General features: G+C 65.1%; 23 protein-coding genes. 11 read left to right on the top strand and 12 right to left on the bottom strand.

All coding sequences use genetic code 11. The annotated features are described in order from the left end of the window. The first annotated feature begins 12 nt into the window (after positions 1-12). The gene (gene ku, locus ASH04_RS23590) at positions 13-984 is read left to right on the top strand and encodes a non-homologous end joining protein Ku (RefSeq protein WP_027497027.1); all 972 of its coding nucleotides are present in this window, start codon (positions 13-15) and stop codon (positions 982-984) included. Positions 985-1,005: 21 nt separating this feature from the next. On the opposite strand, the gene ASH04_RS23585 is transcribed toward ku, so the two are convergent. Genes ASH04_RS23585 through ASH04_RS23555 form a run of 7 tightly spaced genes read right to left on the bottom strand, consistent with a single transcriptional unit; the run spans position 1,006 to position 7,574 of the window. Further along, entirely contained in the window at positions 1,006-1,386 is a 381-nt protein-coding gene (locus ASH04_RS23585) for a metal-sulfur cluster assembly factor (RefSeq protein ID WP_027497026.1), read from the bottom strand. Further along, positions 1,383-1,880 carry a Fe-S cluster assembly sulfur transfer protein SufU gene (gene sufU, locus ASH04_RS23580; RefSeq protein WP_027497025.1) on the bottom strand — a complete coding sequence of 166 codons (498 nt, stop codon included), beginning with the start codon at positions 1,878-1,880 and terminating at the stop codon, positions 1,383-1,385. The genes ASH04_RS23585 and sufU overlap by 4 nt, the downstream gene beginning before the upstream one ends. Continuing rightward, positions 1,880-3,172, bottom strand: coding sequence for a cysteine desulfurase (locus tag ASH04_RS23575; RefSeq protein ID WP_032372457.1), 1,293 nt, complete (start codon positions 3,170-3,172; stop codon positions 1,880-1,882). The genes sufU and ASH04_RS23575 overlap by 1 nt, the downstream gene beginning before the upstream one ends. Positions 3,173-3,174: 2 nt before the next feature. Further along, on the bottom strand, positions 3,175-3,951 hold the full coding sequence (gene sufC, locus ASH04_RS23570) for a Fe-S cluster assembly ATPase SufC (protein WP_027497023.1): 777 nt from the start codon (positions 3,949-3,951) through the stop codon (positions 3,175-3,177). Positions 3,952-3,990: 39 nt separating this feature from the next. After that, the gene (gene sufD / locus ASH04_RS23565) at positions 3,991-5,181 is read right to left on the bottom strand and encodes a Fe-S cluster assembly protein SufD (protein ID WP_156394647.1); all 1,191 of its coding nucleotides are present in this window, start codon (positions 5,179-5,181) and stop codon (positions 3,991-3,993) included. Between the two features lie 24 nt (positions 5,182-5,205). Beyond that, a complete protein-coding gene (gene sufB, locus ASH04_RS23560; protein WP_027497021.1) occupies positions 5,206-6,651 on the bottom strand; it encodes a Fe-S cluster assembly protein SufB in 1,446 nt (481 codons plus the stop codon). Then, positions 6,648-7,574 (bottom strand): helix-turn-helix transcriptional regulator, encoded by a 927-nt coding sequence (locus ASH04_RS23555; RefSeq protein ID WP_371828537.1) that lies wholly within the window; start codon positions 7,572-7,574, stop codon positions 6,648-6,650. The genes sufB and ASH04_RS23555 overlap by 4 nt, the downstream gene beginning before the upstream one ends. Positions 7,575-7,746: 172 nt before the next feature. On the opposite strand from ASH04_RS23555, the gene mptB reads away from it, so the two are divergent. From mptB to ASH04_RS23535, 4 genes are all read left to right on the top strand, one after another. Then, the gene (gene mptB, locus ASH04_RS23550; protein WP_230593504.1) at positions 7,747-9,405 is read left to right on the top strand and encodes a polyprenol phosphomannose-dependent alpha 1,6 mannosyltransferase MptB; all 1,659 of its coding nucleotides are present in this window, start codon (positions 7,747-7,749) and stop codon (positions 9,403-9,405) included. Then, positions 9,402-10,346 (top strand): ABC transporter ATP-binding protein, encoded by a 945-nt coding sequence (locus tag ASH04_RS23545; protein WP_032365765.1) that lies wholly within the window; start codon positions 9,402-9,404, stop codon positions 10,344-10,346. Before mptB ends, ASH04_RS23545 begins: the two co-directional genes overlap by 4 nt. Beyond that, a complete protein-coding gene (locus ASH04_RS23540) occupies positions 10,343-11,143 on the top strand; it encodes an ABC transporter permease (protein ID WP_032365764.1) in 801 nt (266 codons plus the stop codon). Before ASH04_RS23545 ends, ASH04_RS23540 begins: the two co-directional genes overlap by 4 nt. Positions 11,144-11,210: 67 nt before the next feature. After that, the gene (locus ASH04_RS23535; protein WP_235580082.1) at positions 11,211-12,215 is read left to right on the top strand and encodes a COX15/CtaA family protein; all 1,005 of its coding nucleotides are present in this window, start codon (positions 11,211-11,213) and stop codon (positions 12,213-12,215) included. A 189-nt stretch (positions 12,216-12,404) separates the two neighbouring features. Here the strand turns inward: ASH04_RS23535 and ASH04_RS23530 are convergent, their stop codons facing one another. Continuing rightward, positions 12,405-12,779 (bottom strand): hypothetical protein, encoded by a 375-nt coding sequence (locus ASH04_RS23530; RefSeq protein ID WP_027497017.1) that lies wholly within the window; start codon positions 12,777-12,779, stop codon positions 12,405-12,407. Positions 12,780-12,914: 135 nt separating this feature from the next. Here ASH04_RS23530 and ASH04_RS23525 point away from each other — a divergent pair, with 135 nt between their 5' ends. Beyond that, positions 12,915-13,880, top strand: coding sequence for a quinone oxidoreductase family protein (locus ASH04_RS23525; RefSeq protein ID WP_032372461.1), 966 nt, complete (start codon positions 12,915-12,917; stop codon positions 13,878-13,880). A 28-nt stretch (positions 13,881-13,908) separates the two neighbouring features. On the opposite strand, the gene ASH04_RS23520 is transcribed toward ASH04_RS23525, so the two are convergent. Further along, positions 13,909-14,913 carry a heme o synthase gene (locus ASH04_RS23520; RefSeq protein WP_027497015.1) on the bottom strand — a complete coding sequence of 335 codons (1,005 nt, stop codon included), beginning with the start codon at positions 14,911-14,913 and terminating at the stop codon, positions 13,909-13,911. Between the two features lie 442 nt (positions 14,914-15,355). On the opposite strand from ASH04_RS23520, the gene tkt reads away from it, so the two are divergent. Genes tkt through pgl form a run of 5 tightly spaced genes read left to right on the top strand, consistent with a single transcriptional unit; the run spans position 15,356 to position 21,784 of the window. Next, positions 15,356-17,455 carry a transketolase gene (gene tkt, locus ASH04_RS23515; RefSeq protein WP_057474695.1) on the top strand — a complete coding sequence of 700 codons (2,100 nt, stop codon included), beginning with the start codon at positions 15,356-15,358 and terminating at the stop codon, positions 17,453-17,455. Positions 17,456-17,458: 3 nt separating this feature from the next. Next, positions 17,459-18,583, top strand: coding sequence for a transaldolase (tal, locus tag ASH04_RS23510; RefSeq protein ID WP_027497013.1), 1,125 nt, complete (start codon positions 17,459-17,461; stop codon positions 18,581-18,583). Positions 18,584-18,586: 3 nt separating this feature from the next. Then, the gene (gene zwf, locus ASH04_RS23505; RefSeq protein ID WP_027497012.1) at positions 18,587-20,143 is read left to right on the top strand and encodes a glucose-6-phosphate dehydrogenase; all 1,557 of its coding nucleotides are present in this window, start codon (positions 18,587-18,589) and stop codon (positions 20,141-20,143) included. Next, positions 20,140-21,048 carry a glucose-6-phosphate dehydrogenase assembly protein OpcA gene (opcA, locus tag ASH04_RS23500; RefSeq protein WP_027497011.1) on the top strand — a complete coding sequence of 303 codons (909 nt, stop codon included), beginning with the start codon at positions 20,140-20,142 and terminating at the stop codon, positions 21,046-21,048. The genes zwf and opcA overlap by 4 nt, the downstream gene beginning before the upstream one ends. Further along, a complete protein-coding gene (gene pgl, locus ASH04_RS23495; RefSeq protein WP_027497010.1) occupies positions 21,041-21,784 on the top strand; it encodes a 6-phosphogluconolactonase in 744 nt (247 codons plus the stop codon). The genes opcA and pgl overlap by 8 nt, the downstream gene beginning before the upstream one ends. 53 nt (positions 21,785-21,837) lie before the next feature. Here the strand turns inward: pgl and ASH04_RS26725 are convergent, their stop codons facing one another. The 3 genes from ASH04_RS26725 to secG all read right to left on the bottom strand — a co-directional run bounded on the left by ASH04_RS26725 (position 21,838) and on the right by secG (position 25,201). Then, positions 21,838-22,023 (bottom strand): hypothetical protein, encoded by a 186-nt coding sequence (locus ASH04_RS26725; protein WP_139278435.1) that lies wholly within the window; start codon positions 22,021-22,023, stop codon positions 21,838-21,840. 61 nt (positions 22,024-22,084) lie between these two features. After that, entirely contained in the window at positions 22,085-24,916 is a 2,832-nt protein-coding gene (gene ppc / locus ASH04_RS23490) for a phosphoenolpyruvate carboxylase (protein WP_057474694.1), read from the bottom strand. Between the two features lie 51 nt (positions 24,917-24,967). Continuing rightward, positions 24,968-25,201: a preprotein translocase subunit SecG gene (gene secG / locus ASH04_RS23485; RefSeq protein WP_027497008.1), complete on the bottom strand. Its 234-nt coding sequence runs from the start codon at positions 25,199-25,201 to the stop codon at positions 24,968-24,970. Positions 25,202-25,251: the final 50 nt, after the last annotated feature.

The raw sequence follows: 25,251 nt of genomic DNA, 5'->3' as shown, positions 1-25,251 counted from the left end.
GATCATGAACACATGCGCAGCATTTGGAAAGGCTCGATCGCCTTCGGACTCGTCAACGTTCCGGTGAAGGTCTACTCGGCCACCGAGCAACACGACATCCGGTTTCATCAAGTGCACGCAAAGGACGGCGGACGAATCAAGTACGACCGCATCTGCCAGGAATGCGGAAAATCGGTCCAGTTCGCCGACATCGACAAGGCGTACGACTCGCCCGACGGCGAGCGCGTGATCCTCACCGACGACGACTTCGACAAACTCCCCGCTGCCGAGAAGCACGAGATCCCCGTTCTCGAATTCGTTCCGACCGAGCAGATCGATCCGATCCTCTACGACAAGAGTTACTTCCTGGAGCCCGACTCGTCGTCGCCCAAGGCGTACGTACTGCTGCGAGAGACGCTGGAAGAAACCGAACGCACCGCGCTGGTCCATTTCACGCTGCGACAGAAGACGCGGCTGGCCGCCTTGAGGGTCCGTGACAACGTGCTGGTCATCCAGACTCTGCTGTGGCCGGACGAGGTACGAGCCGCAGAATTCCCGTCGCTCGACGACGCCCCGTCGGCGCGCCCGCAAGAAGTGAAGATGGCGACGTCGCTCGTCGAGAGCATGTCCTCGGAATTCGATCCGACGGAGTACACCGACGACTACCAGATCGAACTGCGCAAACTGATCGACGAGACACTGGCGAACGGTGGCGAGAAGGTCATCCACACCGAGGCCGAGTCACAGGACGACGGCGAGGACGCGGAGGTCGTGGATCTGGTCGCCGCCCTCCAGCGCAGCGTCGAGGCCGCGGGAAAGAACGCTAAGTCGGGGTCCGATTCGTCGACAACATCATCTTCGAAATCTTCGTCGTCGAAAACACCGGCCAAGAAGGCCGCTGCCAAGAAGACCACTGCGCGGAAGACCCCGGCAAAGAAGGCTCCGGCCAAGAAGGCCGCAGCGAAGAAGGCTGCCCCGTCGACCGACGAAGCGAAGGGTGCGTGACGGGGCAGCCGGACCGGACCGTCAGACGGTGAAGCCGAGGGCCCGAAGCTGCTCGCGTCCGTCGTCGGTGATCTTGTCCGGTCCCCACGGCGGCATCCAGACCCAGTTGATCTTGAGGTCGGCGGCGAGCCCACTGCGCACGAGCGCACCACGGGCCTGATCCTCGATGACGTCCGTCAACGGGCAGGCCGCCGACGTCAGTGTCATGTCGACGGTGACGATGTCCTCGGCGTCGATCTTGATGTCGTAGACCAAACCGAGATCGACTACGTTGATTCCCAGCTCGGGGTCGACGACGTCGCGCATCGCTTCTTCGAGGTCCTCGAGTACCTTGATCTCGTCGGCGGTGAGTTCCACCGGCGTCGTCGTCACAGCCGGTGTGGTCTCTGTTGCGTCGGTCATGATTGCTGTCCTCCGGAAAGTGCCGACTGGGCGGTCTCGCCCGTCGTAGCTGTCGTATCTGCGTCCACTACTTGAACAACCGCATCCTTGAAAGCCATCCAACCCAGCAAGGCGCATTTCACGCGAGCCGGATACTTGGCCACACCGGCGAACGCAATGCCGTCGCCGATGACGTCTTCGTCTCCCTCGACGGTACCTCTGCTGCCGACCATCTCGCTGAACGAATCCACGGTCTTCAGGGCGTCCTGAACTGACAAGCCGACCACCTGATCGGTCAGCACCGACGTGGCGGCTTGGCTGATCGAGCAACCCTGGCCGTCGTACGAGACGTCCGCAACGGTGCCGTTGTCGACGTGAACCCGCAGAGTCACCTCGTCGCCGCAGGTGGGATTGACGTGGTGCACCTCCGCACCGAACGGCTCGCGCAGTCCACGACCGTGCGGATGCTTGTAGTGATCGAGGATCACTTCCTGGTACATCTGTTCCATTCGCATCAGGCGTGTCCCTCCTCACCATTGCGGTCGGTGCCGAAGAACGATTGCGCGCGACGAATCGCGTTCGCGAGCACCTGCACTTCCTCGACCGTGTTGTACAACGCGAAGGACGCCCGCGCGGTCGCTGCCACTCCGAAGCGCCGATGCAGTGGCCACGCGCAATGATGACCGACGCGAATGGCGACGCCTTCGTCGTCGAGAATCTGCCCCAGGTCGTGTGCGTGGATACCGTCGACGACGAACGACACTGCCGAACCTCGATCGACGTTCTCCGTCGGACCGATGACTCTAACGCCGTCGATCTTTGCGAACTCGGCGAGAGTCGCTGCGACCAAGGTCTTTTCGTGAGCTGCCACGGCGTCGATACCGATGTTGTCGAGGTACCGCACGGCGGCACCGAGCCCGATGACCTGCGACGTCATGGGCACACCGGCCTCGAAGCGTTGCGGCGGAGGCGCGAACGTCGTCTTCTCCATCGTGACCGTCTCGATCATCGATCCGCCGGTGATGAACGGCGGCATCGCATCGAGCAGCGCGGCCTTGCCGTACAACACTCCGACACCCGAGGGTCCCAGCATCTTGTGGCCGGAAAACGCTGCGTAGTCGACATCGAGGTCGTGGAAATCGACCTTCATGTGGGGCACGGATTGGCACGCGTCGAGAACGACGAGCGCGCCGACAGCTCGGGCGCGACGCACCAACTCCTCGACGGGAGCGACGGCACCGGTCACGTTCGACTGGTGGGTGAACGCGACGACCTTCACCGCGGACGACAATTCCAGCGAGTCGAGGTCGATTCGACCGTCGTCGGTCACCCCGTACCACCGCAGAGTTGCGCCGGTACGGGCCGCAAGCTCTTGCCACGGAACGAGATTGGCGTGGTGTTCGAGTTCGGTGACGACGATCTCGTCACCGGGTCCGAGATGACGATCGAAGCGTTGATCGGCCAACACGTACGTCACGAGGTTGAGCGACTCGGTTGCGTTCTTGGTGAAGACGATCTCGTCGACGTCTGCACCGACGAACGCGGCGATATCCGCCCTGGCTCCCTCGTACGCGTCTGTGGCTTCCTCGGCCAGCTGGTGCGCCCCGCGGTGCACCGCCGCGTTACAGGTGGTGAGGAACTCGCGTTCGGCGTCGAGCACCTGCACCGGCCGCTGCGAGGTTGCGCCGGAATCCAGATACACCAACGGCTTTCCGTCGCGGACGGTGCGCGAGAGGATAGGAAAATCGCGGCGAACGGTAGCGACATCGAACGATGTCGCTACCGCCACAGCTGCCGGTGCAGCCATACTCATGCTCCGGTGGTCGCGGCCTGCGTGTAGCCGGCGTAGCCGTTGGCCTCGAGCTCGTCGGCCAGCTCGGCACCGCCGGATTTGACGATCTCACCGTTGACGAAGACGTGCACGAAGTCGGGCTTGATGTAGCGCAGAATGCGGGTGTAGTGCGTGATCAGAAGCACTCCCCCGTCTTCACGCTCCTTGTACTTGTTCACGCCCTCGGACACCACGCGCAAAGCGTCGACGTCGAGGCCGGAATCGGTCTCGTCGAGGATGGCGATCTTCGGCTTGAGCAGTCCCAGCTGCAGGATCTCGTGACGCTTCTTCTCGCCGCCGGAGAAACCCTCGTTGACGTTGCGCTCGAGGAAGTTCGCCTCGATTTCGAGCTCGCTCATCGCGGTCTTGGCTTCCTTGACCCAGTGCCGCAGCTTGGGGGCTTCGCCGCGCACGGCGGTGGCGGCGGTGCGCAGGAAGTTCGACATCGACACTCCGGGCACCTCCACCGGGTACTGCATCGCCAGGAACAGACCTGCGCGGGCGCGCTCGTCGACGCTCATCTCGAGAACGTCTTCACCGTCGAGGGTGATGGTGCCGGAGGTGACGGTGTACTTCGGGTGGCCGGCAATGGCGTACGACAAGGTGGACTTGCCGGAGCCGTTGGGTCCCATGATCGCGTGCGTCTCGCCGGACTTCACGGTCAGGTCGACACCTTTGAGGATGTCGATCGGCTCGGCGGACGAGTCGGTGTTGGCGACGCTGACGTGCAGATCGCGGATTTCGAGTGTGGACATCAAAGTTCCTTTGTGCAGTCGAGAAAGGTTCGGTTGGGCCTACGCGCCGACGACGGCGAGTTCGGTCTCGATGGCAGCATCGAGACGCTCGCGTACGGCGGGGACCGGAATCTTGTCGATGATTTCGTGGAAGAAGCCGCGGACGACCAGTCGACGGGCCACTTCCTCCGAGATGCCGCGAGCACGCAGGTAGAACAGCTGCTCGTCGTCGAATCGGCCGGTAGCACTGGCGTGCCCTGCTCCGACGATCTCGCCGGTTTCGATTTCCAGGTTCGGTACCGAATCGGCGCGAGCGCCGTCGGTGAGCACGAGATTTCGGTTCAGTTCGTACGTCTCGGTGCCCTCGGCCTCGGCGCGAATGAGAACGTCGCCGATCCATACGGTGTGTGCGTCGACGGTGCCGGGTCCGGTCTCGCCCTGGAGCGCGCCCTTGTACATCACGTTCGACTTGCAATGCGGAGCCGAATGGTCGACGAGCAGTCGCTGCTCGAGGTGCTGACCGGCGTCGGCGAAGTACACACCGAGCATGTTCGCGTCACCGCCGGGCGCGCTGTAGCGCACGGTCGGGCTGATGCGCACCAAGTCGCCGCCGAGGCTGACGTTGTAGTGGCGCAACACCGAGTCACGTCCGAGCAGGGCGTGGTGGGCGGCCACGTGCACCGCGTCCGACTGCCAGTCCTGGATCAGCACGACATGCAACTGCGAGCTGTCACCCAGCACGAACTCGACGTTCTCGGCGTACGTGCCGCTGCCGCGCTGATCGATCACCACGGTGGCGCGAGCAAACGTGCCGAGGAGAATCTGCACGTGTCCGTAGGCGACGTGGTCGACGCCCGGACCGTCGATCGTGATCTCGATCGGCTCCGTTACCTCGACCTCGTTGGGAATGCTGACGATCGTGGCCTCGGTGAAGGCCGAATATGCCTGTGCAGCAATCCGATCGGCAGGCACGCCGGCCTTCCCGAGTCGATCGTCGTCGCGTCCCACGGTCTCCACGACCACCTGGTCCGCAGCCCCGACGGTGACCTGAGCGGTCCCGTCGGCGACTGCCGAACCGTCGTGCAGGCCGCGAAGGCGACGCAGCGGCGTGAAGCGCCACAGTTCGTCGCGGCCCGACGGCACCTCGAACGCGTTCACGTCGTACGACGTGAATTGAGCGCCCTTGTTGGCGACGAGCTTCGACTTGTCTTCCTTGGCGGAATCGGGGTTCTCGGATGCCACGGCACCCATGACTCCGGTGAGGGGGTTGTTCACTTATCCGACCGACCCTTCCATCTGCAACTCGATGAGCCGGTTGAGCTCGAGCGCGTACTCCATCGGCAGTTCGCGAGCAATGGGCTCGACGAATCCGCGGACGACCATGGCCATCGCTTCGTCCTCGGTCATGCCACGGCTCATCAGGTAGAACAACTGATCGTCGCTGACCTTCGAGACAGTGGCCTCGTGACCCATCGACACGTCGTCCTCACGGATGTCGACGTACGGGTAGGTGTCGGACCGACTGATCGTGTCGACCAGCAGGGCGTCGCACTTGACCGTCGAACGCGAGCCGTGCGCGCCCTTGTTGATCTGGATCAGACCGCGGTAGGACGTCCGTCCACCGCCACGGGCGACGGACTTGCTGACGATGTTCGACGACGTGTGCGGTGCCAGGTGCAGCATCTTGGAACCGGTGTCCTGGTGCTGATCGGGCCCTGCGAACGCGACCGAGAGAACCTCGCCCTTGGCGTATTCGCCGGTCATCCACACAGCCGGGTACTTCATGGTGACCTTGGAGCCGATGTTGCCGTCGACCCACTCCATCGTTGCGCCTGCTTCTGCCTTGGCGCGCTTGGTGACCAGGTTGTAGACGTTGTTCGACCAGTTCTGAATGGTCGTGTACCGGCAACGACCACCCTTCTTGACGATGATCTCGACCACGGCGGAGTGCAGCGAATCGGACTTGTAGATCGGCGCGGTGCAGCCCTCGACGTAGTGCACGTAGGCACCCTCGTCGACGATGATCAGCGTGCGCTCGAACTGGCCCATGTTCTCGGTGTTGATCCGGAAGTAGGCCTGCAGCGGGATGTCGACGTGCACGCCCGGCGGGATGTAGATGAAAGATCCACCGGACCATACTGCGGTGTTCAGGGCGGAGAACTTGTTGTCGCCCGCGGGGATGACGGTGCCGAAGTACTCGCGGAACAGCTCCGGCTGCTCCTTGAGCGCGGTGTCGGTGTCGAGGAACAACACACCCTGCGCCTCGAGGTCCTCACGGATCGAGTGGTAGACGACCTCGGACTCGTACTGAGCGGCGACACCGGAGACGAGGCGCTGCTTCTCGGCCTCGGGGATGCCGAGCTTGTCGTACGTGTTCTTGATGTCCTCGGGCAGGTCGTCCCACGTGGCGGCCTGCTTCTCGCTGGACCGCACGAAGTACTTGATGTTGTCGAAGTCGATGCCGTCCAGGTCGGAACCCCAGTTGGGCATGGGCTTACGGTCGAAGGTCTTGAGAGCCTTCAGACGGGCTTCGAGCATCCACTCGGGCTCGCTCTTCTTGGCCGAGATGTCACGGACGACAGCCTCGGACAAGCCGCGCTTGGCGCTCGCGCCGGCCACGTCGGAATCGGCCCAGCCGTATCCGTAGGTGCCGAGCGATGCGATGGTCTCGTCCTGAGTCAGCGGCGCGGCGGGTGTCACCTGGTCTGGTGTGACGGTCATGCGGGCTCCTTCCGGAGGCGTGTGCGTTCTCCGACACGGGGCTGCGTGTCGGACGTCATCTTGTGTGAACTATCTGTCGATACGTCGGTACCGGATCGACCGCTCCTCGATCGCGTCGAGGTGAGCGGTACGTGTGTGGTGCAAGCGCAGTTGCCGTTCGCAATGGTGGCAAGACGCTGCACATGCGTGCCGAGGATCTCGGCGAACGCTGCTTGTTCGGCCTCGCACAGCTCGGGAAACTCTGCTGCGACGTGCGACACCGGGCAATGGTGTTGGCAGATCTGCACTCCGTTGCCGACTTGCCGCGTGGTGGCCGAGAATCCCGCCGCACTGAACGCGTCGGCAATTCTTCCCGCCGCCGTTTCCACGGCATGTGCGTCGGAACCGGTCGCGGGTTCGACGTCGGCAACGATGGTGTTGACGCGTTGCCGCGCGAACGTCTCGATGGCGTCGTTGCCACCGATCTTGCGCAGCTGCCGCATGGCGGCTCCGGCCAGATCGTCGTAGGTGTGGCCCAGCCGATTGCGGCCGGCTGCGGTGAGCTGGAAATGCTTGGCCGGTCGCCCGCGTCCACGCTGACGTGCTCCGGCCGGGGTGGTGATCCTGGCCTCGCCTGCATCGATGAGCGCATCGAGGTGGCGCCGGACACCGGCCGCGCTCAATCCAAGGCGAGTGCCGATATCGGACGCGGTGATGGGGCCCTCTTCGAGCAGTAGGGTGACCACTGCGCCCCGCGTCTGCCCCTCGGGGGCCGATGCCGGTCGCACCGACGACGCGCCTGCTCCGGCGGTCGATGGATCGACGCTTTCCGGACGCACGAGCGAGCTCTCGGTTGTTTTCACAACACCAGTGTGACGGAATTGTTTCACCTGGTCCAGCAAGGGTGCCCTATCCCTCAGGTGAATCCGAGCCGAGCGACGCAGGCCGCGGAGTCCGGAGGACCGGGTGAATCGCGCTATTGGACACAGCTACGCTCCCACTGTGCCATCGACCGAGAGTGAGCAGAGTTCCGAGAACTCGCCTTCCGCGACCGGTGCCAGCTCGTCCCCCGATCCCGAGAACCCCGAATCCGCGCGCGGCACGCTGCTGCACAGGATGATTCTCACCCCTGCTCGGCGCGTGTTCGGCCTGGAACCGACCCCACCGGGTGCCGGTGTCGCCACGTTGCACGGCGACGAGCCGGAGGCACCCGGTCTCGATCCCGCCGAGACCGTTCAACTACGCAACATTCGCCGTTTCGGAGCCGCGGGCGCGCTGCTGATGGCGATCGGCGCGCTCGGCGCGGGTGCGCAGCCGGTACTGCAGAACCCGATCGCGGGCGTCCGGTTACTGAGCCTGCCGTCGCGCATGGCCACGTCGGCTCTGACGGTGACCATGACGGGAACCGTCGTCGTGGTCCTCGCGTGGCTACTGCTCGGCAGGTTCGCGCTGGGGCGGACGCGATCGGGCGCGACTCCCCGCCGCCTGTCCCGATCGCAGATGGACCGAACTCTGCTGCTGTGGATCCTGCCGCTGAGCGTCGCACCGCCTATGTTCTCGCGCGACGTCTACTCCTACCTGGCCCAGAGCGAGATCACGGCCCGCGGTCTCGACCCCTACGAGATCGGCCCCGTGGATGCACTGGGGGCCGACAACGTCCTGACCCGGACGGTGCCCAACATCTGGCGAGAGACTCCGGCACCCTACGGTCCGCTGTTCCTGTGGATGGGGCGCGGGATCACGTACTTGACCGGCGAGAACATCGTCGCCGGCATCTTCCTGCACCGACTGCTCGCCTTGGCGGGAGTCGCGCTGATCGTCTGGGCGCTGCCGCGTCTCGCACGCCGTTGCGGGGTCGCGTCGGTCACGGCACTGTGGCTCGGTGCAGCGAACCCGCTGTTGCTGTTCCACCTGGTCGCCGGAATTCACAACGAGGCCCTGATGATCGGGCTCATGCTCGCGGGTACCGAACTGGCGCTGCGTGCGATCGAGCGCCCGGGTGCGTTGCGCAGCACCGATATCGCGTTCCTCATCGGCGGAGCGGGTGTGATCGCACTCTCGTCGACGATCAAGATCCCCTCGCTGATAGCGCTGGGGTTCGTCGGCATGGCGCTGTCGAGACGGTGGGGCGGCACTCTGAGATCGGTCGTCTACGCTGCGCTGCTGCTCGGCGCGATCGCCGTCGCCGTCCAAGTCGCCGTGAGCCTGGGTAGCGGACTCGGATTCGGTTGGATCCACACTCTGGGTACCGCGGGGGTGGTGCGCAGCTGGATGTCGATTCCCACGATTCTCGGCCTGGCTACCGGATTCGTCGGCGTGCTGCTCGGCCTCGGCGATCACACCACCGCTGTGTTGAGTCTCACTCGGCCGATCGCAGCCGTCGTCGCCGGCGTCATCGTGATCCGCATGCTGGTCGCTGTCCTGAGGGGCCGACTGCACTCGGTGGGAGCGCTGGGGGTGGCGCTGGGAGCAGTGGTTCTGCTGTTCCCGGTAGTCCAGCCCTGGTACCTGCTGTGGGCGGTGATCCCGCTGGCAGCATGGGCCACCACTCCGTCCTTCCGGCGTCCCGCCATTGCCTTCTCGTCCTTGGTCAGCGTGATCCTCATGCCGAACGGCAGCGAATACCAGCCGTTCCAGATCGTGCAGGCCGCAGTGATGACCATCCTGACCATCGTCGTGTTGTATCTGCTGACACGGAACCGGCTGCCGTGGCCCACGCGCAGCGGACCACCGGCACCCGAGCGGCACACCGACGAATACGCTGAGTCCTCGTGATCTCCGGGACTTCGAATGCGGCGCAACCTGTCGTGCAGTTGACCGACGTGCGCAAGTCCTACGACGGCACCACCGCCGTCGACGGACTGAGCCTGAGCATCGGTGCGGGTGAAGTTCTCGCGCTGCTCGGCCCGAACGGTGCCGGAAAGACCACCACCGTCGAGATGTGCGAAGGCTTCGTCGTACCCGACAGCGGCACGGTCAGAATCCTCGGCCTCGACCCCATCGCCGAGTCCGCCCAGCTCCGACCCCGCATCGGCGTCATGCTGCAGGGAGGCGGTGCCTACCCGGGGTCCAAGGCGGGCGAAATGCTCGAGCTCGTCGCCTCGTACTCTGCCGACCCTCTCGACACGACGTGGCTGCTCGACTGTCTGGGCCTGACCTCGGCGGTCCGCACACCCTATCGGCGGTTGTCCGGAGGCCAGCAGCAGCGACTGGCGTTGGCCTGTGCCATCGTCGGCCGCCCCGAGTTGGTGTTTCTCGACGAACCGACAGCCGGACTCGACGCCCAGGCCCGACTGCTGGTGTGGGAATTGATCGACGCACTTCGACGCGACGGCGTCGGCGTTCTGCTGACCACACATCTGATGGACGAGGCCGAGCAGCTGGCGGATCGGTTGACGATCATCGACAACGGTCGCGTCGTCGCCTCCGGATCCCCGTCCGAGCTCACCAAGCAGGGAGCCGAGGGACAGTTGCGCTTCTCCGCTCCCCCCGGTCTCGATCTGTCCCTGCTCGACGCGGCCCTGCCCTCCGGTTACGTACCGTCGGAGACGTCACCGGGGTCGTACGTCGTCACCGGAGTGATCGAACCGCAAATCCTGGTGGTCGTCACCTCGTGGTGCGCACAGCAGAACGTGCTGGCGACGGAGTTGCAGGTCGATCAGCGGCGGCTCGAGGACGTCTTCCTCGAACTGACCGGCAGAGAATTGAGGATGTGACGGTGCGCAGAGAAGCCCGGCTCGCCGACAACCGTTTCGAGACAGGACTGTTCGCGCCGCGCCCACAGCCGGCGTCGGCCGCTCGGATGCTGTTCGCGCAGTCGCGTCTCGAGCTGAAGTTGTTGCTGCGCAACGGCGAGCAGCTGCTGTTGACGATGTTCATTCCGATCACGCTGTTGATCGGACTCACTCTGCTGCCGTTCGGTGAGCTCGGCGACGACCGCGTCGCGCGGGTCGTGCCGGCGGTGATGATGGTGGCCATCATGTCGACGGCATTCACCGGACAGGCGATCGCCGTCGGGTTCGATCGACGCTACGGCGCCCTCAAGAGACTCGGTGCCACGCCGCTCCCACGGTGGGGAATCATCGGCGGCAAGTCGGTAGCCGTCGTGATCGTGGTGATCATGCAGTCGGTTCTGCTGGGCTCGATCGGCGTCGCCCTCGGCTGGCGACCGAGTGCGGCAGGCCTGGTGCTCGGCGCGGTCGTCATCGCTTTGGGAACGGTCACGTTCGCCTCGATGGGGTTGCTGCTCGGCGGCACCCTGCGGGCGGAGATCGTGTTGGCGCTGGCCAACGTCGCCTGGTTCGTGATGCTCGGGATCGGCAGCGCGGTGTTCGTCGACGACCAAATTCCGCAGGGCCTGCAGAACGTCGCACGGATAGTCCCGTCCGGCGCACTCGGCGAGGCGCTCAACCGCGGTGTGGCCTCGTCGTTCGACCTCTTCGGGATCGCTGTGCTGCTCGTCTGGGCTGCGGTCTGCGGCACTCTCGCGGTCCGAACCTTCAAATTCACCTGAGCGAGGGTTTCCGCCGGTCGCTCTACCCAACGACGCTGTGTAGTTGATCGGCGTTTACCATCGTGGAGTGCCCTACCTCCTACGGAAGCTCTACGGCGTGTTCCTGCGCCTCGTGGCCTACCTGCCCCTGCCCTCGCTTCGGGTACAGCGGGTGCTGGCATTCATCGCCATCCTCACCCAGGGCGGCATAGCCGTCACCGGTGCGGTGGTTCGAGTGACCGGCTCCGGGCTCGGGTGCCCCACCTGGCCACAGTGCTTCCCCGGAAGCTTCACGCCGGTCGGAGTATCCGAGGTTCCGGTGCTGCATCAGGCAGTCGAGTTCGGCAATCGACTGCTCACCTTCGTGGTGGTCATCGCCGCTGCGGTGGTCGTTCTCGCTGTCACTCGCGCGGCCCGGCGGCGCGAGGTGTTGCTCTTCGCGTGGTTCATGCCGCTGGGAACCGTCGTGCAGGCCGTCATCGGTGGCGTCACCGTGCTGACCGGCCTGCTGTGGTGGACAGTGGCCATTCACCTCGTGGTGTCGATGGCAATGGTCTGGCTGGCTACCCTGCTGTTCGTCAAGGTGGGTGAAACCGACGCCGCGCCGAAGTCGCTGCCCACCGTCCCCGCCGCGCTACGCGGGCTCACTGCCCTTTCCGGCGTCGCGCTGACCGGCGTACTGATCGCCGGGACGATGGTGACCGGTGCCGGCCCGCACGCCGGCGACAAGAGCATCGACGAGCCGGTACCGCGCCTGGGCATCGAGATCGTCACGCTGGTGCACGCTCACTCGCAATTCCTGGTCGGGTATCTCGCGCTGCTCGTCGGGCTCGGTTTCGCCCTGTACGCGGTCGGGGCGCCGACTGCCGTCAAGCAGCGGCTGCACGTTCTGGTGGCGATCGTGCTGGCCCAGTCCCTGATCGGCCTGGTGCAGTACTTCACGGGCGTTCCCGCAGTACTCGTCGCGTTCCACGTTGCCGGTGCCGGAGCCTGCACGGCTGCCACGGCTGCGCTGTGGGCATCGTGCAGAACACGCGGTCCTGCGGTTGCCGATCGGGAAGACGAAGTGGACAGGGTCGCCGCAGCGTCCTGAGGCCCGGCAGTCTTCGGGTGCCGGGCCTCAGCAGGCTCGACACGCGGGTGTCCGAGCACAGCAGTTTCGAATCACAGCGGAGGGGCAGCCGACCTCCCCCTCAGATGGCCGACTGCCCCTCCGCTGACTTCGACGCATCGGACTGCGAGACGGTTCCCGTCGAGTCGAAAAGACTTTGCGGCTCTCGTCCTACCCGACGATGGCCTGGTTGCGGGCCTTGGGGAACTTCTTCTGCCGAGCGACCCAGCCGGCCATCTTCTCGTAATGGCCCGGTGCCGGATTGACCGAACTGACCAGCTCGCGGTCCCACTCCGCCTCGGTCAGTTCGTCGAACCTGGCGACGATCGCGTGTGCGACCGCAGTGGACGGAACCACCTGATCTCCGAGCACTCCGTCTGCGCCGACCAGCGTGAGCCGGGTTCCGGCCCGACCGATGGGTTGGATCACCACACTTGCCGAGTTGCCGTGATCGGCGAGAAACGCCTTCACAGCCGCGAGAGTTCCCTTCGGAACCTCGTTGGACGTGTCCTTCTCGTTGCCCGCACTGTCGATTTCGGTAGCCATGCAGACACGATACCGAGGTCGTCCACCGTGGCGGCATCGGCCCGCCGAATCGCTACTGATCGGTAACTTGTCGCACCCGTCGTGGAAGCGTGCGTCCGCTCTCGAACTCACATCGCTCCCGTGTAGAACAGGGATATGCGTGCCATTCGAGTAGACAACACCGGCGGACCCGAGGTCATGGTCGTCGTGGACGTGCCCATTCCCGAGCCCGGACCGGGGCAGGTTCTCGTGCGCGTCGACGCCATCGGGATCAACTACATCGACACCTACTTCCGCCGCGGCCTGTATCCACGGTCCCTGCCCTACATCCCCGGCGACGAGGGTTCCGGAGTTGTCCACGAGGCCGGTCCTGACGTCACCGCGTTCGCTCCTGGGGACCGTATCGCCTGGGCGGCCGCGCCGGGTAGCTATGCCGAGTTCGTCGTCGTGGACGCCTCGTCCGCCATATCCGTTCCCGACGGCGTTCCGGCCGATCAGGCGGCGTCGGCGCTGCTCCAGGGCATGACTGCGCATTACCTGATCGAGTCCACCTACCCGGCGCGCAGCGGCGACACGGTCCTCGTGCACGCGGGCGCGGGAGGCGTCGGACTACTGCTGACCCAGATGGCGGTCGGAAAGGGCGTACGGGTCATCACGACGGTGTCCACCGATGCCAAAGCAGAGCGGTCGGCCCAGGCCGGTGCCGCCCACGTACTGCGGTACGACGACGACATTGCGGCCCAGGTTCGCGAGCTCACCGGCGGCGAGGGCGTCCATGCCGTCTACGACGGTGTCGGAGCCGACACGTTCGAGGCCAGTCTGGCGTCGCTGCGCATCAGAGGCACGCTGGCCCTGTTCGGTGCTGCGAGCGGACCGGTACCGCCGTTCGACCCACAACGGCTCAACGGGGCCGGATCGGTGTTTCTGACCAGACCCACGCTGGCGCATCACATACGGGACCGAGCCGAGCTCGAATGGCGTGCGGGTGATGTGTTCGAGGCGTTGTCGAGCGGCGCTCTGACGGTCGAGGTCGGCGCTCGCTACGCGCTCGAAGATGTCGCGCAGGCACATATGGACCTGGAAGGACGTAAGACGACCGGTTCGATCGTTCTCGTCCCCTGATCGGGTGCAGATGTGAGGAGGCGCTCGCTCAGGAGACCAGCTGGGCGAGCGTCTGCCAGCCGAGGACAGAGTCGACGGCGAGGCCGCAGAACACCAGCGCCAGGTATTCGTTGGACAGGATGAACAGCTTGAGAGGCTTGACCGGTGTTCCCGCCCGCACGCCTGCGTACAGGCGGTGCGCCACGACGAGGAACCAAATTCCCGATGCCACCGCGATCACCGCGTAGACGACGCCGGAGCCCGGGGCCAGTGCCAACGTCGCAGCAACCGTGGCCCACGCGTAGAGCACGATGTGCTTGGTCACCTTGGTCTCCGACGCGACGGCAGGAAGCATCGGGACGTTGGCCGCCTGGTAGTCCTCCTTGTAGCGAAGCATCAAGGCCCAGGTGTGCGGCGGTGTCCACAGGAAGATGACGAGGAACATCACCAGCGCCTGCCAGCCGATCGTGCCGGTGACGGCGGACCAGCCGATCATGACCGGCATGCAGCCGGCGGCACCGCCCCACACCACGTTCTGCGAAGTTCGGCGCTTGAGCACCAGGGTGTAGACGAAGATGTAGAAGCAGATCGTGACGACGGCCAGCACGCCGCTGAGGAGGTTGGTCGTCGCCCAGAGCCAGAAGAACGAGAACACCCCGAGGACGAGACCGAACACCAGTGCGTGCGACACAGGCATCGCGCCGCGGGCCAACGGCCGCTTCTCGGTGCGCTTCATCACCTTGTCGATGTCTGCGTCGACCACCATGTTCAAGGTGTTCGCGCTCGCCGCGGCCAGCATTCCACCGAACAGTGTGGTGAGAATCAGCCACGGGTCCACGTGACCGCGATCTGCCAGCAGCATCGCGGGAATGGTCGTGACGAGAAGTAGTTCGATGACCCGAGGCTTCGTCAGCGCGACATAGGCCAGGAAGAGAGCCCACGCTCTGCGCGGCGCCGACGCCGGCGCGGCGTGTTCGGTGTCGCCCTGGTCGTCTGCTCCGAATCCGGGGCCGCCGGCGAAACCGTGTCCGCCCGGCTGCTGCCCAATTCGCACTGCGTCTCCTCGCACGACTGTCGTTCTCTGGCGCTCGGCCACTTGCCACGCGCCGTCGGGCACGCGGGTTCGTTCCTGGCGGCCGACCGATCCTGGGAGAACCCTCACGAGGACCTCGGCCACCGACGCGCACGCGGATGGTCCCGGTTCGGAAATTGCCCCCGGGAGCCGTCGAGCATGCGCCTACTACAGACGATGGTAGACGGCGGGGTTTGCACGTCCAATTCGCAGGGCACCCAAACCGAAGAACGATGCGGCGACGCCACACACGTTCGTGCTCCGACGGGGGAAGGCACGACAGTAGCGTCGGTCGGAACTAGGCTGGTGGGGGACGTCCTTCGGCATCGACTACGTTCGCGCCTCACGCAGGCGCTGTGCAGTTACCGCCGAGCGACGAATCCTCGGAGCCACAACTCGAACGAATGTCAGGAGATTTCTGCTCGTGTCGATCACAGACGATATTGACGTCCTCACCACGGCGCACCACCCCAGCGACTGGACGGACCTGGACACCCGGGCGGTCGACACCGTTCGTGTCCTGGCAGCGGACGCAGTGCAGAAGGTCGGCAACGGCCACCCCGGAACCGCGATGAGCTTGGCTCCCCTCGCGTACACCCTCTTCCAGCGCACCATGCGCCACGACCCCACCGACACCCATTGGATCGGCCGCGACCGTTTCGTGCTGTCGTGCGGTCACTCGAGCCTGACCCTGTACCTGCAGCTCTACTTGGGCGGTTTCGGTCTCGAGCTCGCAGACATCGAAGCACTGCGGACCTACAAGTCCAAGACCCCGGGGCACCCCGAGTTCCGCCACACCGACGGCGTCGAGATCACCACCGGCCCTCTCGGTCAGGGACTGGCATCCGCTGTGGGAATGGCAATGGCATCGCGCCGTGAACGCGGACTGTTCGATCCCGAACCTGCGCTCGGCGAGAGCCCGTTCGATCACTTCATCTACGTGATCGCCTCCGACGGCGACATCGAAGAAGGCGTCACGTCCGAGGCGTCGTCGCTCGCAGGCACCCAGCAGCTCGGCAACCTGATCCTGTTCTACGACGACAACAAGATCTCGATCGAGCACTCGACCGACATCGCCCTGTCCGAGAACACCGCCGCTCGGTACGAGGCCTACGGGTGGCACGTACAGGTCGTCGAGGGCGGCGAGAACGTCACCGCGATCGAGGAGGCCATCGAGGCCGCCAAGGCCGTCACCGACAAGCCGTCGATCATCGTGCTGCGGACCATCATTGGGTTCCCGGCTCCGACGATGATGAACACCGGTGCCGTCCACGGTGCCGCGCTGGGCGACGACGAGGTCGCGAAGGTCAAGCAGGCCCTGGACTTCGACCCGGCCAAGACGTTCGAGGTCAGCGACGAGGTCATCGGCCACACTCGCAAGCTCCAGGAACGCGGCCGCGCCGCACACACCGAGTGGATGACGCAGTTCGAGGCCTGGGCAGCCCGTGAGCCCGAGCGCAAGCAGTTGCTCGACCGTCTTCAGCAGGGCACGCTGCCCGAGAACTGGACCGACGTGCTGCCCACGTGGGAGCCCGGCAGCAAGGCCGTCGCCACGCGTGCGGCGTCGGGCGAGGTCCTCAACGCCGTCGGACCCGTTCTTCCGGAACTGTGGGGCGGCTCGGCCGACCTCGCCGGCAGCAACAACACCACGATCAAGGGTGCGAAGTCCTTCGGCCCCACGTCGATCTCCACCGACGACTGGGACGCCGAGCCCTACGGCCGCACGCTGCACTTTGGTATCCGCGAGCACGCCATGGGTGCGATCCTGTCGGGCATCGTCATGCACGGTCCGACCCGCGCGTACGGCGGAACGTTCATGCAGTTCAGCGACTACATGCGGCCGTCGGTTCGCCTGGCGTCGCTGATGGACATCGATCCCATCTACGTATGGACCCACGACTCCATCGGCCTCGGCGAGGACGGCCCGACGCACCAGCCGGTCGAGCACCTCGCGGCCCTGCGTGCGATTCCCAACCTGTCTGTCGTACGCCCCGGTGACGCCAACGAGACGGCATACGCCTGGCAGTCGGTGCTCGCCAGGTCGAGCAGCAGCGGGCCCGTCGGCCTGGCGCTGACGCGTCAGGGCATCCCGATCCTGGAAGGCACCAGCTTCGAGGGCGTCTCGAAGGGTGGCTACATCCTCTCCGAGTCCTCCAAGGCCGCTCCCGACGTCGTCCTGATCGGCACCGGTTCCGAACTGCAGTACGCAGTGGAGGCCCAGAAGCTGCTCGAGGCGCAGGGCATCGCGGCACGCGTGGTGTCGATGCCGTGTGTCGAGTGGTTCGAGAGCCAGGACCAGAACTACCGCGACCAGGTCGTTCCGCCCACCGTCAAGGCGCGGGTGTCCATCGAGGCCGGCATCGCGATGCCGTGGTGGAAGATCGTCGGCGGTTTCGGCGAGATCATCTCGCTCGAGCACTACGGCGAATCTGCCGATGCGGCAACACTTTTCCGCGAGTTCGGCTTCACGGCCGACGCCGTCGTCGCGGCCGCGCAGCGCTCCATCACCAACGTGAAGGGATAACTCATGACCCAGAACAAAAACCTTGCCGAGCTGTCCGCCGCCGGAATTTCGGTCTGGCTGGACGACCTGTCCCGCGACCGCATTCGGTCGGGCAACCTCAAGGACCTGATCGACACCAAGAGCGTCGTCGGCGTGACGACCAACCCGTCGATCTTCCAGGCCGCATTGAGCAAGGGTGATGCTTACGACGAGCAGGTCACCAAGCTCGCCGGCGAAGGTGCCGATGTCGAGACCACGATTCGCACCGTCACCACCGACGACGTCCGTGAGGCGTGCGACATCCTGGTACCGCAGTACGAGGCCAGCGCGGGCGTCGACGGACGCGTGTCGATCGAGGTCGACCCCCGCATGGCGCACGACGCGGACAAGACGTACGAGCAGGCCGTCGAACTCTGGAAGATCGTCGACCGTCCGAATCTCCTCATCAAGATTCCGGCAACGGAAGAAGGCATCCCCGCCATTGCCAAGGTGATCGGTGAGGGAATCAGCGTCAACGTGACCCTGATCTTCTCCGTCGAGCGCTACGAGCTGGTCATGAACGCGTACCTCGAGGGTCTCGAGGCCGCCCGCGCCGCCGGTCACGACCTCGACAAGATCCATTCCGTGGCGTCGTTCTTCGTGTCCCGCGTGGACAGCGAGATCGACTCCCGCCTGGACGCCATCGGCACCCCCGACGCCGAGGCCCTCAAGGGCAAGGCCGCGCTGGCCAATGCGCGCCTCGCGTACGTGGCGTACCAGCAGGTCTTCGAGGTGGCTCCTCGGTTCCGCGAACTCGCGGGCAACGGTGCACGTCCGCAGCGGCCACTGTGGGCTTCGACGGGCGTCAAGTCCGACGCCTACCCGGACACCATGTACGTCACCGAGCTCGTCTCTCCGAACACCGTGAACACGATGCCGGAGAAGACCATGGACGCGGTCGCAGACCACGGCGAGATCGTCGGCGACACCGTCTCGGGTAAGGGACCGGAGTCGCAGGAGATCTTCGACCGCATCTCCGCCCTGGGAATCGACCTCACCGACGTCTTCCTGACGTTGGAGAACGAGGGCGTCCAGAAGTTCGAGGCTGCGTGGAACGAGCTGCTCGAAGCTACCGAGGAGCAGCTCCGCCAAGCAGGTCAGAAGAGCTGACCTGTGCCCACCGCAGACACAGAAAACCTGAATTCCGCGGACTGGCGTAATCCACTTCGCGACGCGCGAGACAAGCGGCTCCCCCGCATCGCCGGGCCGTGCAGCATGGTCATCTTCGGGGTGACCGGTGACCTCGCGCGTAAGAAGCTCATGCCTGCGGTGTACGACCTGGCGAACCGGGGGCTCCTACCCCCCGGTTTCGCCCTGGTCGGCTTCGCTCGCCGTGAGTGGCAGAACCAGGATTTCGAGAAGATCGTGCACGACTCGGTACGCGATCATGCTCGAACTCCGTTCAGCGAAGAGGTGTGGAACACCCTTGCCGAGGGCTTCCGGTTCGTTCAGGGTTCGTTCGACGACGATGCCGCGTTCGACGAGTTGTCGCGGACTCTCACCGAGCTCGACACCACCCGCGGCACCGGCGGAAACCATGCCTTCTACCTCTCGATCCCACCCGGCGCGTTCCCTGTTGTACTGCAACAACTTTCACGCTCCGGACTGGCCCAGGCGCAGGACGGCAACTGGCGACGCGTCGTCATCGAGAAGCCGTTCGGTCACGATTTGCAGAGCGCGAAGGAGCTCAACGCGATCGTGAACCGAGTGTTCCCCGAGGACACCGTCTTTCGGATCGATCACTACCTGGGCAAGGAGACGGTGCAGAACATTCTCGCGCTGCGCTTCGCCAACCAGTTGTTCGATCCGATCTGGAACGCGCACTATGTGGACCACGTGCAGATCACGATGGCCGAGGATATCGGATTGGGTGGCCGCGCAGGCTATTACGACGGAATCGGGGCAGCCCGCGACGTCATTCAGAACCATCTCCTCCAGTTGCTCGCGATCACTGCGATGGAGGAGCCGGTGAGTTTCAACCCCACCGAGCTGCAGTCCGAGAAGATCAAGGTGCTCTCGGCGACCAAGCTCGCCGAGCCGCTCGATCGCACGTCCGCCCGCGGGCAGTACTCCGCCGGGTGGCAGGGCAGCCAGAAAGTGAAGGGGCTCAAGGAGGAAGAGGGGTTCGACTCCGAGTCGAACACCGAAACCTACGCCGCCATCACCCTCGAGGTCGACACTCGGCGCTGGGGTGGAGTTCCGTTCTATCTGCGTACGGGAAAGGCGTTGGGCCGCAGAGTCACCGAGATCGCAATGGTGTTCAAGCGTGCCCCCCATCTGCCGTTCGACGCCACCATGACCGAGGAACTGGGGCAGAACGCACTGGTCATTCGAGTCCAGCCGGACGAGGGCGTCACGATGCGCTTCGGTTCCAAAGTTCCCGGGTCCAGCATGCAGGTGCGCGACGTCAGCATGGACTTCAGCTACGGCCAGGCGTTCACCGAGTCATCTCCCGAGGCGTACGAGCGACTGATACTCGACGTACTCCTGGGTGAGCCCTCACTGTTCCCGGTCAACGCCGAAGTGGAACTGTCGTGGAAGATTCTCGACCCGATTCTCGAGTACTGGGCCTCGGGCGGCACCGCCGAACCGTACGAGGCCGGCACCTGGGGTCCGTCCTCGGGTGACGAGATGATGCACCGCACCGGACGCGAATGGAGAAGGCCTTGATTGTCGACATTCCCGCCACCACGACGGCCGAGGTCGGCAAGAAGCTCGTCGAGGTTCGTGAAGCAGGTGGCGCGGTCACCATCGGCCGCGTGCTGACCTTGATCGTCGCGAGCCGTGATGCGAGCAAGGCCGAACGGGCGATCGATGCCGCGAACGAGGCGAGCCGGGAACATCCGTGTCGCGTCATCGTCCTCATCCACGGTGATCGGTCCGCCGAGTCGAGTCTCGACGCCCAGATCCGCGTCGGCGGAGACGCCGGCGCGTCCGAGGTCGTCGTACTACGACTGAACGGCGAGCTCGCCGATCACGAACACAGCGTCGTCATTCCCTTCCTGCTGCCCGATACGCCGATCGTCGCGTGGTGGCCGGACGAGGCACCGACGGTACCGGCGAAGGATCCACTGGGCCGGTTGGCGATCAGGCGGATCACCGATGCCACCAATTCGTCGGATACCACCGCAGCGATCAAGGGACGGCTGAGCAGCTACACCGAGGGTGATACGGATCTGTCGTGGAGCCGAATCACCTACTGGCGCGGCCTCCTGGCGACTGCCCTCGATCAGGCACCGTTCGAGGCCGTCACCTCGGCCACCGTGTCGGGACTGGCAGAGGAGCCGGCACTCGACATTCTGGCCGGCTGGTTGGCGGCGAAGCTCGACGTGCCGGTCTACCGGCGAGCCGGCGAGCTCAAGGTCGAGCTGACCAGGGAGAACAGCAGTATTTCGCTGACCCGTCCGCAGACCGGAAAAACCGCCACACTGCGGCGTACCGGTCAGCCCGACGCTCAGGTTGCTCTGGCACGTCGCAACACCCGCGAGTGCCTGGCCGAGGAACTGCGGCGGCTCGACACGGACGAAATCTACGAACTCGCCCTCCACGGTCTGTCGAAAGTGAGCTATGAGTAATCAGTCGGTCCTCCGATACCTCGACGCACAAGGGCTGGTCGATGCCGCCCGCACTCGCTTCGTCGACGTTGTCGTCGCGGCGCAGGCCGAGCGCGGTGTCGCGTCGGTGGTGTTGACCGGAGGCGGGACGGGAATCGCCCTCCTCGAGGCACTGCGCGCGGATTCCGGTGCCATCGACTGGTCACGGGTGGACATCTACTTCGGTGACGAGCGTTTTCTCCCCTCGGGAGATCCCGAGCGCAACGAGGTCCAGGCATCGGACGCGCTGCTGAAGCACGTGGACGTGCACCCGGATCGACTGTTCACGATGGCGACGTCGGACGGCGCCTACGGCTCCGACCCGGAAACGGCTGCGGCGGCGTACGCACAGACGCTGCACTCACGGGCCGACGACGGTCAATGCCCCGACTTCGACATCCACCTGTTGGGCATGGGCGGCGAGGGCCACATCAACTCGCTCTTCCCGCACACCGACGCGGTGCGCGAGCAACATCGCTTCGTCGTGGCCGTCGAGGACTCCCCCAAGCCGCCACCGGTACGCATCACACTCACCCTGCCCGCTGTCCGGAGGGCGAAGCACGTGTGGTTGCTGGTGTCCGGTGCAGGGAAGGCCGAGGCCGTTGCCGCCGCCGTCGGCGGAGCAGCGTCCGACGACTGGCCGTCGGCCGGTGCCATCGGCGCGGAATCGACGGTCTGGTTCGTCGACGAGGCAGCGGCCTCACAGCTGGACCGGTGATCGGCTCGAGCCACAGCTGACAGCAGACGTACTGCGGCGTCGATTCAGGAGATTCACTCCCCTGAATCGACGCCGTAGTCGTTCGAACCGACGCCGTCCGAAGCACTGCCGTCCGAACCACGCATGGACTCGCCGTCGTCACCGAGTCCGCCTCGGAAGTCCGCATACCGCGATCGAGCGATCACCCGATACGCCGTCCCGTCCCGCCACGCGTCGAGAGTGTTTCTGCACGTCCTCATACCCGGTTGGACGCAGACTGTCGGCCACCGGTTCCGCGGCAGCGCAGCGAGACGTACGGTGCTAGCCGCTGTTGCGTAGTGCCGTGGCCAGGCCGTTCATCGTCAGCAGGATTCCTCGTTTGACCCGTTCGTCGTCGTCGCCGTTGCGGTATCGACGCAACATCTCGACCTGCATTTGGTTGAGAGGTTCCAGGTACGGGAACCGGTTGTGTACCGATCGCTCCAGCGCCGGGTTGTCCTCCAGCAATCGACTGTGACCGGTGATCTTCAGATACATCCGCACGGTGGTGGCGTGTTCGGCCTCGATCATGCCGAAGATGCGTGCGCGGAGGTCGGCGTCGGGAACGAGTTCCGCATACCGAGCGGCGATACCCAGATCGGACTTGGCCATGACCTGCGCCAGGTTGGACAGCACAGTGCGGAAGAACGGCCACTTCCGATACAGATCCGCAAGCACCTCCAGCTTGGAGTCGTCGTCACCGACCCACTCTTCGAAGGCCGATCCGGTGCCGTACCAACCGGGCAGCATGACGCGGCACTGACTCCACGACATCACCCACGGGATAGCGCGCAGGTCGTACACGGAATTCGTCGGCTTGCGCGACGCCGGACGCGACCCGATGTTCAGCTCGCCGACCTCGGCAACGGGCGTGGACGTGCGGAAGTACTCGACGAACCCGGGCTCCTCGTGCACCAGCCGACCGTACGCCGCCCGAGCCTTGGCGGCGAGATCGTCCAGAACGTCGTAGGCGGCCTCGGCGCCGTCACCCAATCCTTCGAGGTCGAGCAGCGTCGATTCGAGTGTGCCCGCGACCAACGATTCGAGGTTGCGCCGCGCCATCGACGGTTCGGCGTACTTCGCTGCAATGATCTCGCCCTGCTCGGTGAGACGAAGCGATCCCTGCACCACGCCGGGCGGTTGCGCCAGAATCGCATCGTAACTGGGGCCGCCGCCGCGCCCGACGGTGCCACCGCGACCGTGGAAGAGCCGCAACCGAATTCCTGTCTTACGGGACGCTTCGAGCAGGTCGAGTTCGGCTCGGTAGAGCGCCCAGTTGGCCGCGAGATAGCCACCGTCCTTGTTCGAGTCCGAGTACCCGAGCATGACCTCCTGGTTCATGCCTCGACCGGCGACGAGAGCGCGATAGATCGGAACGTCGAGAGTGGCGAGCAGCGTCGCGGCACCCTGCTGCAGGTCCTCGATTGTCTCGAAGAGCGGCACGACACCCACCGTCGACGTGGGTGCCGAACCGTCGACGCCGGGATCGAAGATCCCCGCTTCCTTGAGCAGCAGGGCCGCCTCGAGCATGTCACTGACGGACTGACACATGCTGATGATGTAGTTCTGAACGGTGTCCGGGCCCAGGTGGTCGGTGGCCTCCTTGGCCGCCCTGACGATGCCCAGTTCCTTCGCAGCGAGGTCGCTGAGTTGCGCGGTGGGCCCGATCAGGGGACGCCGAGTGGCGAGTTCGTGCGAGAGCACCGAGACGCGCTCGTCCTCACCGAGCGACCGATAGTCCTGATGAACCCCGGCCCAGGCCAACAGCTCCGCGACCACTTCCTCGTGGGTCTCGGAGTTCTGCCGCATGTCCAACGCCTGGAGATGAAATCCGAACGTCTCGACCGATTGCCGGAGTCGAAGCAGTCGATCGTCGGCGATCAGACCGTCTCCGTCGGCCCGGAGCGCGCGGTCGAGAGTGTCGAGATCGTCGAGGACTTCCTGCGGGCTCGCATACTGGTTGGCACCGAGATCGATTCCGGACACCGGAACCGCGTCGAGCACCGCCCGTGCCGTTGCTGTCAGGCGGGCACGGATACCGACAACGGCAACACGGTACGGTTCGTCGGCCCGGCGGTCGTCCGGTTCCGCGGACGCCTCGGCCAGAGCTTCCAGTTCCTGGGTGACCGCGACGAGCCGCGCGGACATCGACAACTCTTTCTCCAGCGCAACCAGTTCGTCGAGGTAATGCTCGAACGCCACGTAACCGGCCTGATGAGTGGCCGTGTGCACCACCTCGCCGGTGACGTTCGGGTTACCGTCGCGGTCTCCTCCGATCCACGACCCCGGCCGAAGTATCGGCCGCGGCAGCAGGTCGTCCTCCGGCCATCGCGCTCGCAGCGCCGCGCGGACATCGGCATTGAGGGCGGGCATGACGTCGAACAGCGAGGACTCGAAGTAGCGGAGACCCACCTCGATCTCGTCCTGGATGCGCAATCGCGACAGCCGAATCAGGGCGGTTTCCCACAGAGTCAGCACCTGCCGGCGAATCTGCACGTCGATCGCGGCCAATTCCTTGGCGGCTCCGGCGGCTTTGCCCTCCGGGGCAGCCGACGCGACCTCGCGCCGACGCATCAGTGCGGTGATCTTCGATTGGACGTCGAACACCGTTCGACGACGTGTTTCTGTGGGGTGCGCGGTGATGACCGGTGCCACCAACGCGTCGGTCAGTGCGGCGGCCACCTGCTCCCGCGACGGAGCGGCGGCGTCGATCTTCGACCACGTTGCGTCCAGGCTGCTGTCCTGCGGCGGGTCTCCGTTGTCCAGATGAATGGCACGTCGACGCTCGCGGTGGAGATCCTCGGCCAGGTTCGCGAGCAACGAGAAGTGGCTGAACGCGCGGATCAACGGAACAGCTCGAGCCACTTCGACATCGGTGTACCGGCCGACAGAGTCGTCGCGTTCGATCTCCGAGCGGCGCACTGCGAAGGATTCCACTCGCGCGGACTCGATGAGCTCGAAGACCTCGTCGCCCTCGTGTTCGCGAATGATCTCACCGAGGATGCCGCCGAGATAGCGGATGTCCTCCCGCAGCGGCTCGGTCAACTCTCGCCCGCGAGCTGTCGGTGTGACGAATGCCGGGGAACCGACTGACTCGTAAGAGGATTCGCTCATCCCCCCAGTATCGTCGCTCGGCCGTCAACTCGCACTCGGAGCCGGGACGGATCAGGTGTACTTGATCTCGAGACCGATCCCGAGGATCGCGATGAGCCAGATGAGGCCGGTGAAGACAGTGAGGCGGTCGAGGTTCTTCTCGACGACCGTGGAGCCGGACAGGCTGGACTGCACGCCGCCACCGAACAAGCTGGACAGACCGCCACCCTTGCCGCGATGCAGCAGGATCAGCAAGATCAGCGCCAGGCTGGTGATGACCAGCAGAATATCCAGAAACAGATCCATGTCCACCTCAAACTCGATTCGATGCCCTCAGCAGCCTACCTGGCCCCGCG

Origin of the sequence: Rhodococcus sp. Leaf233, assembly GCF_001426165.1 — a bacterium.
In the GTDB taxonomy this organism is placed as follows: domain Bacteria; phylum Actinomycetota; class Actinomycetes; order Mycobacteriales; family Mycobacteriaceae; genus Rhodococcoides; species Rhodococcoides fascians.
Note: the sequence above shows the minus strand (reverse complement) of the source record. Positions and strands in the feature narration are given on the sequence as shown.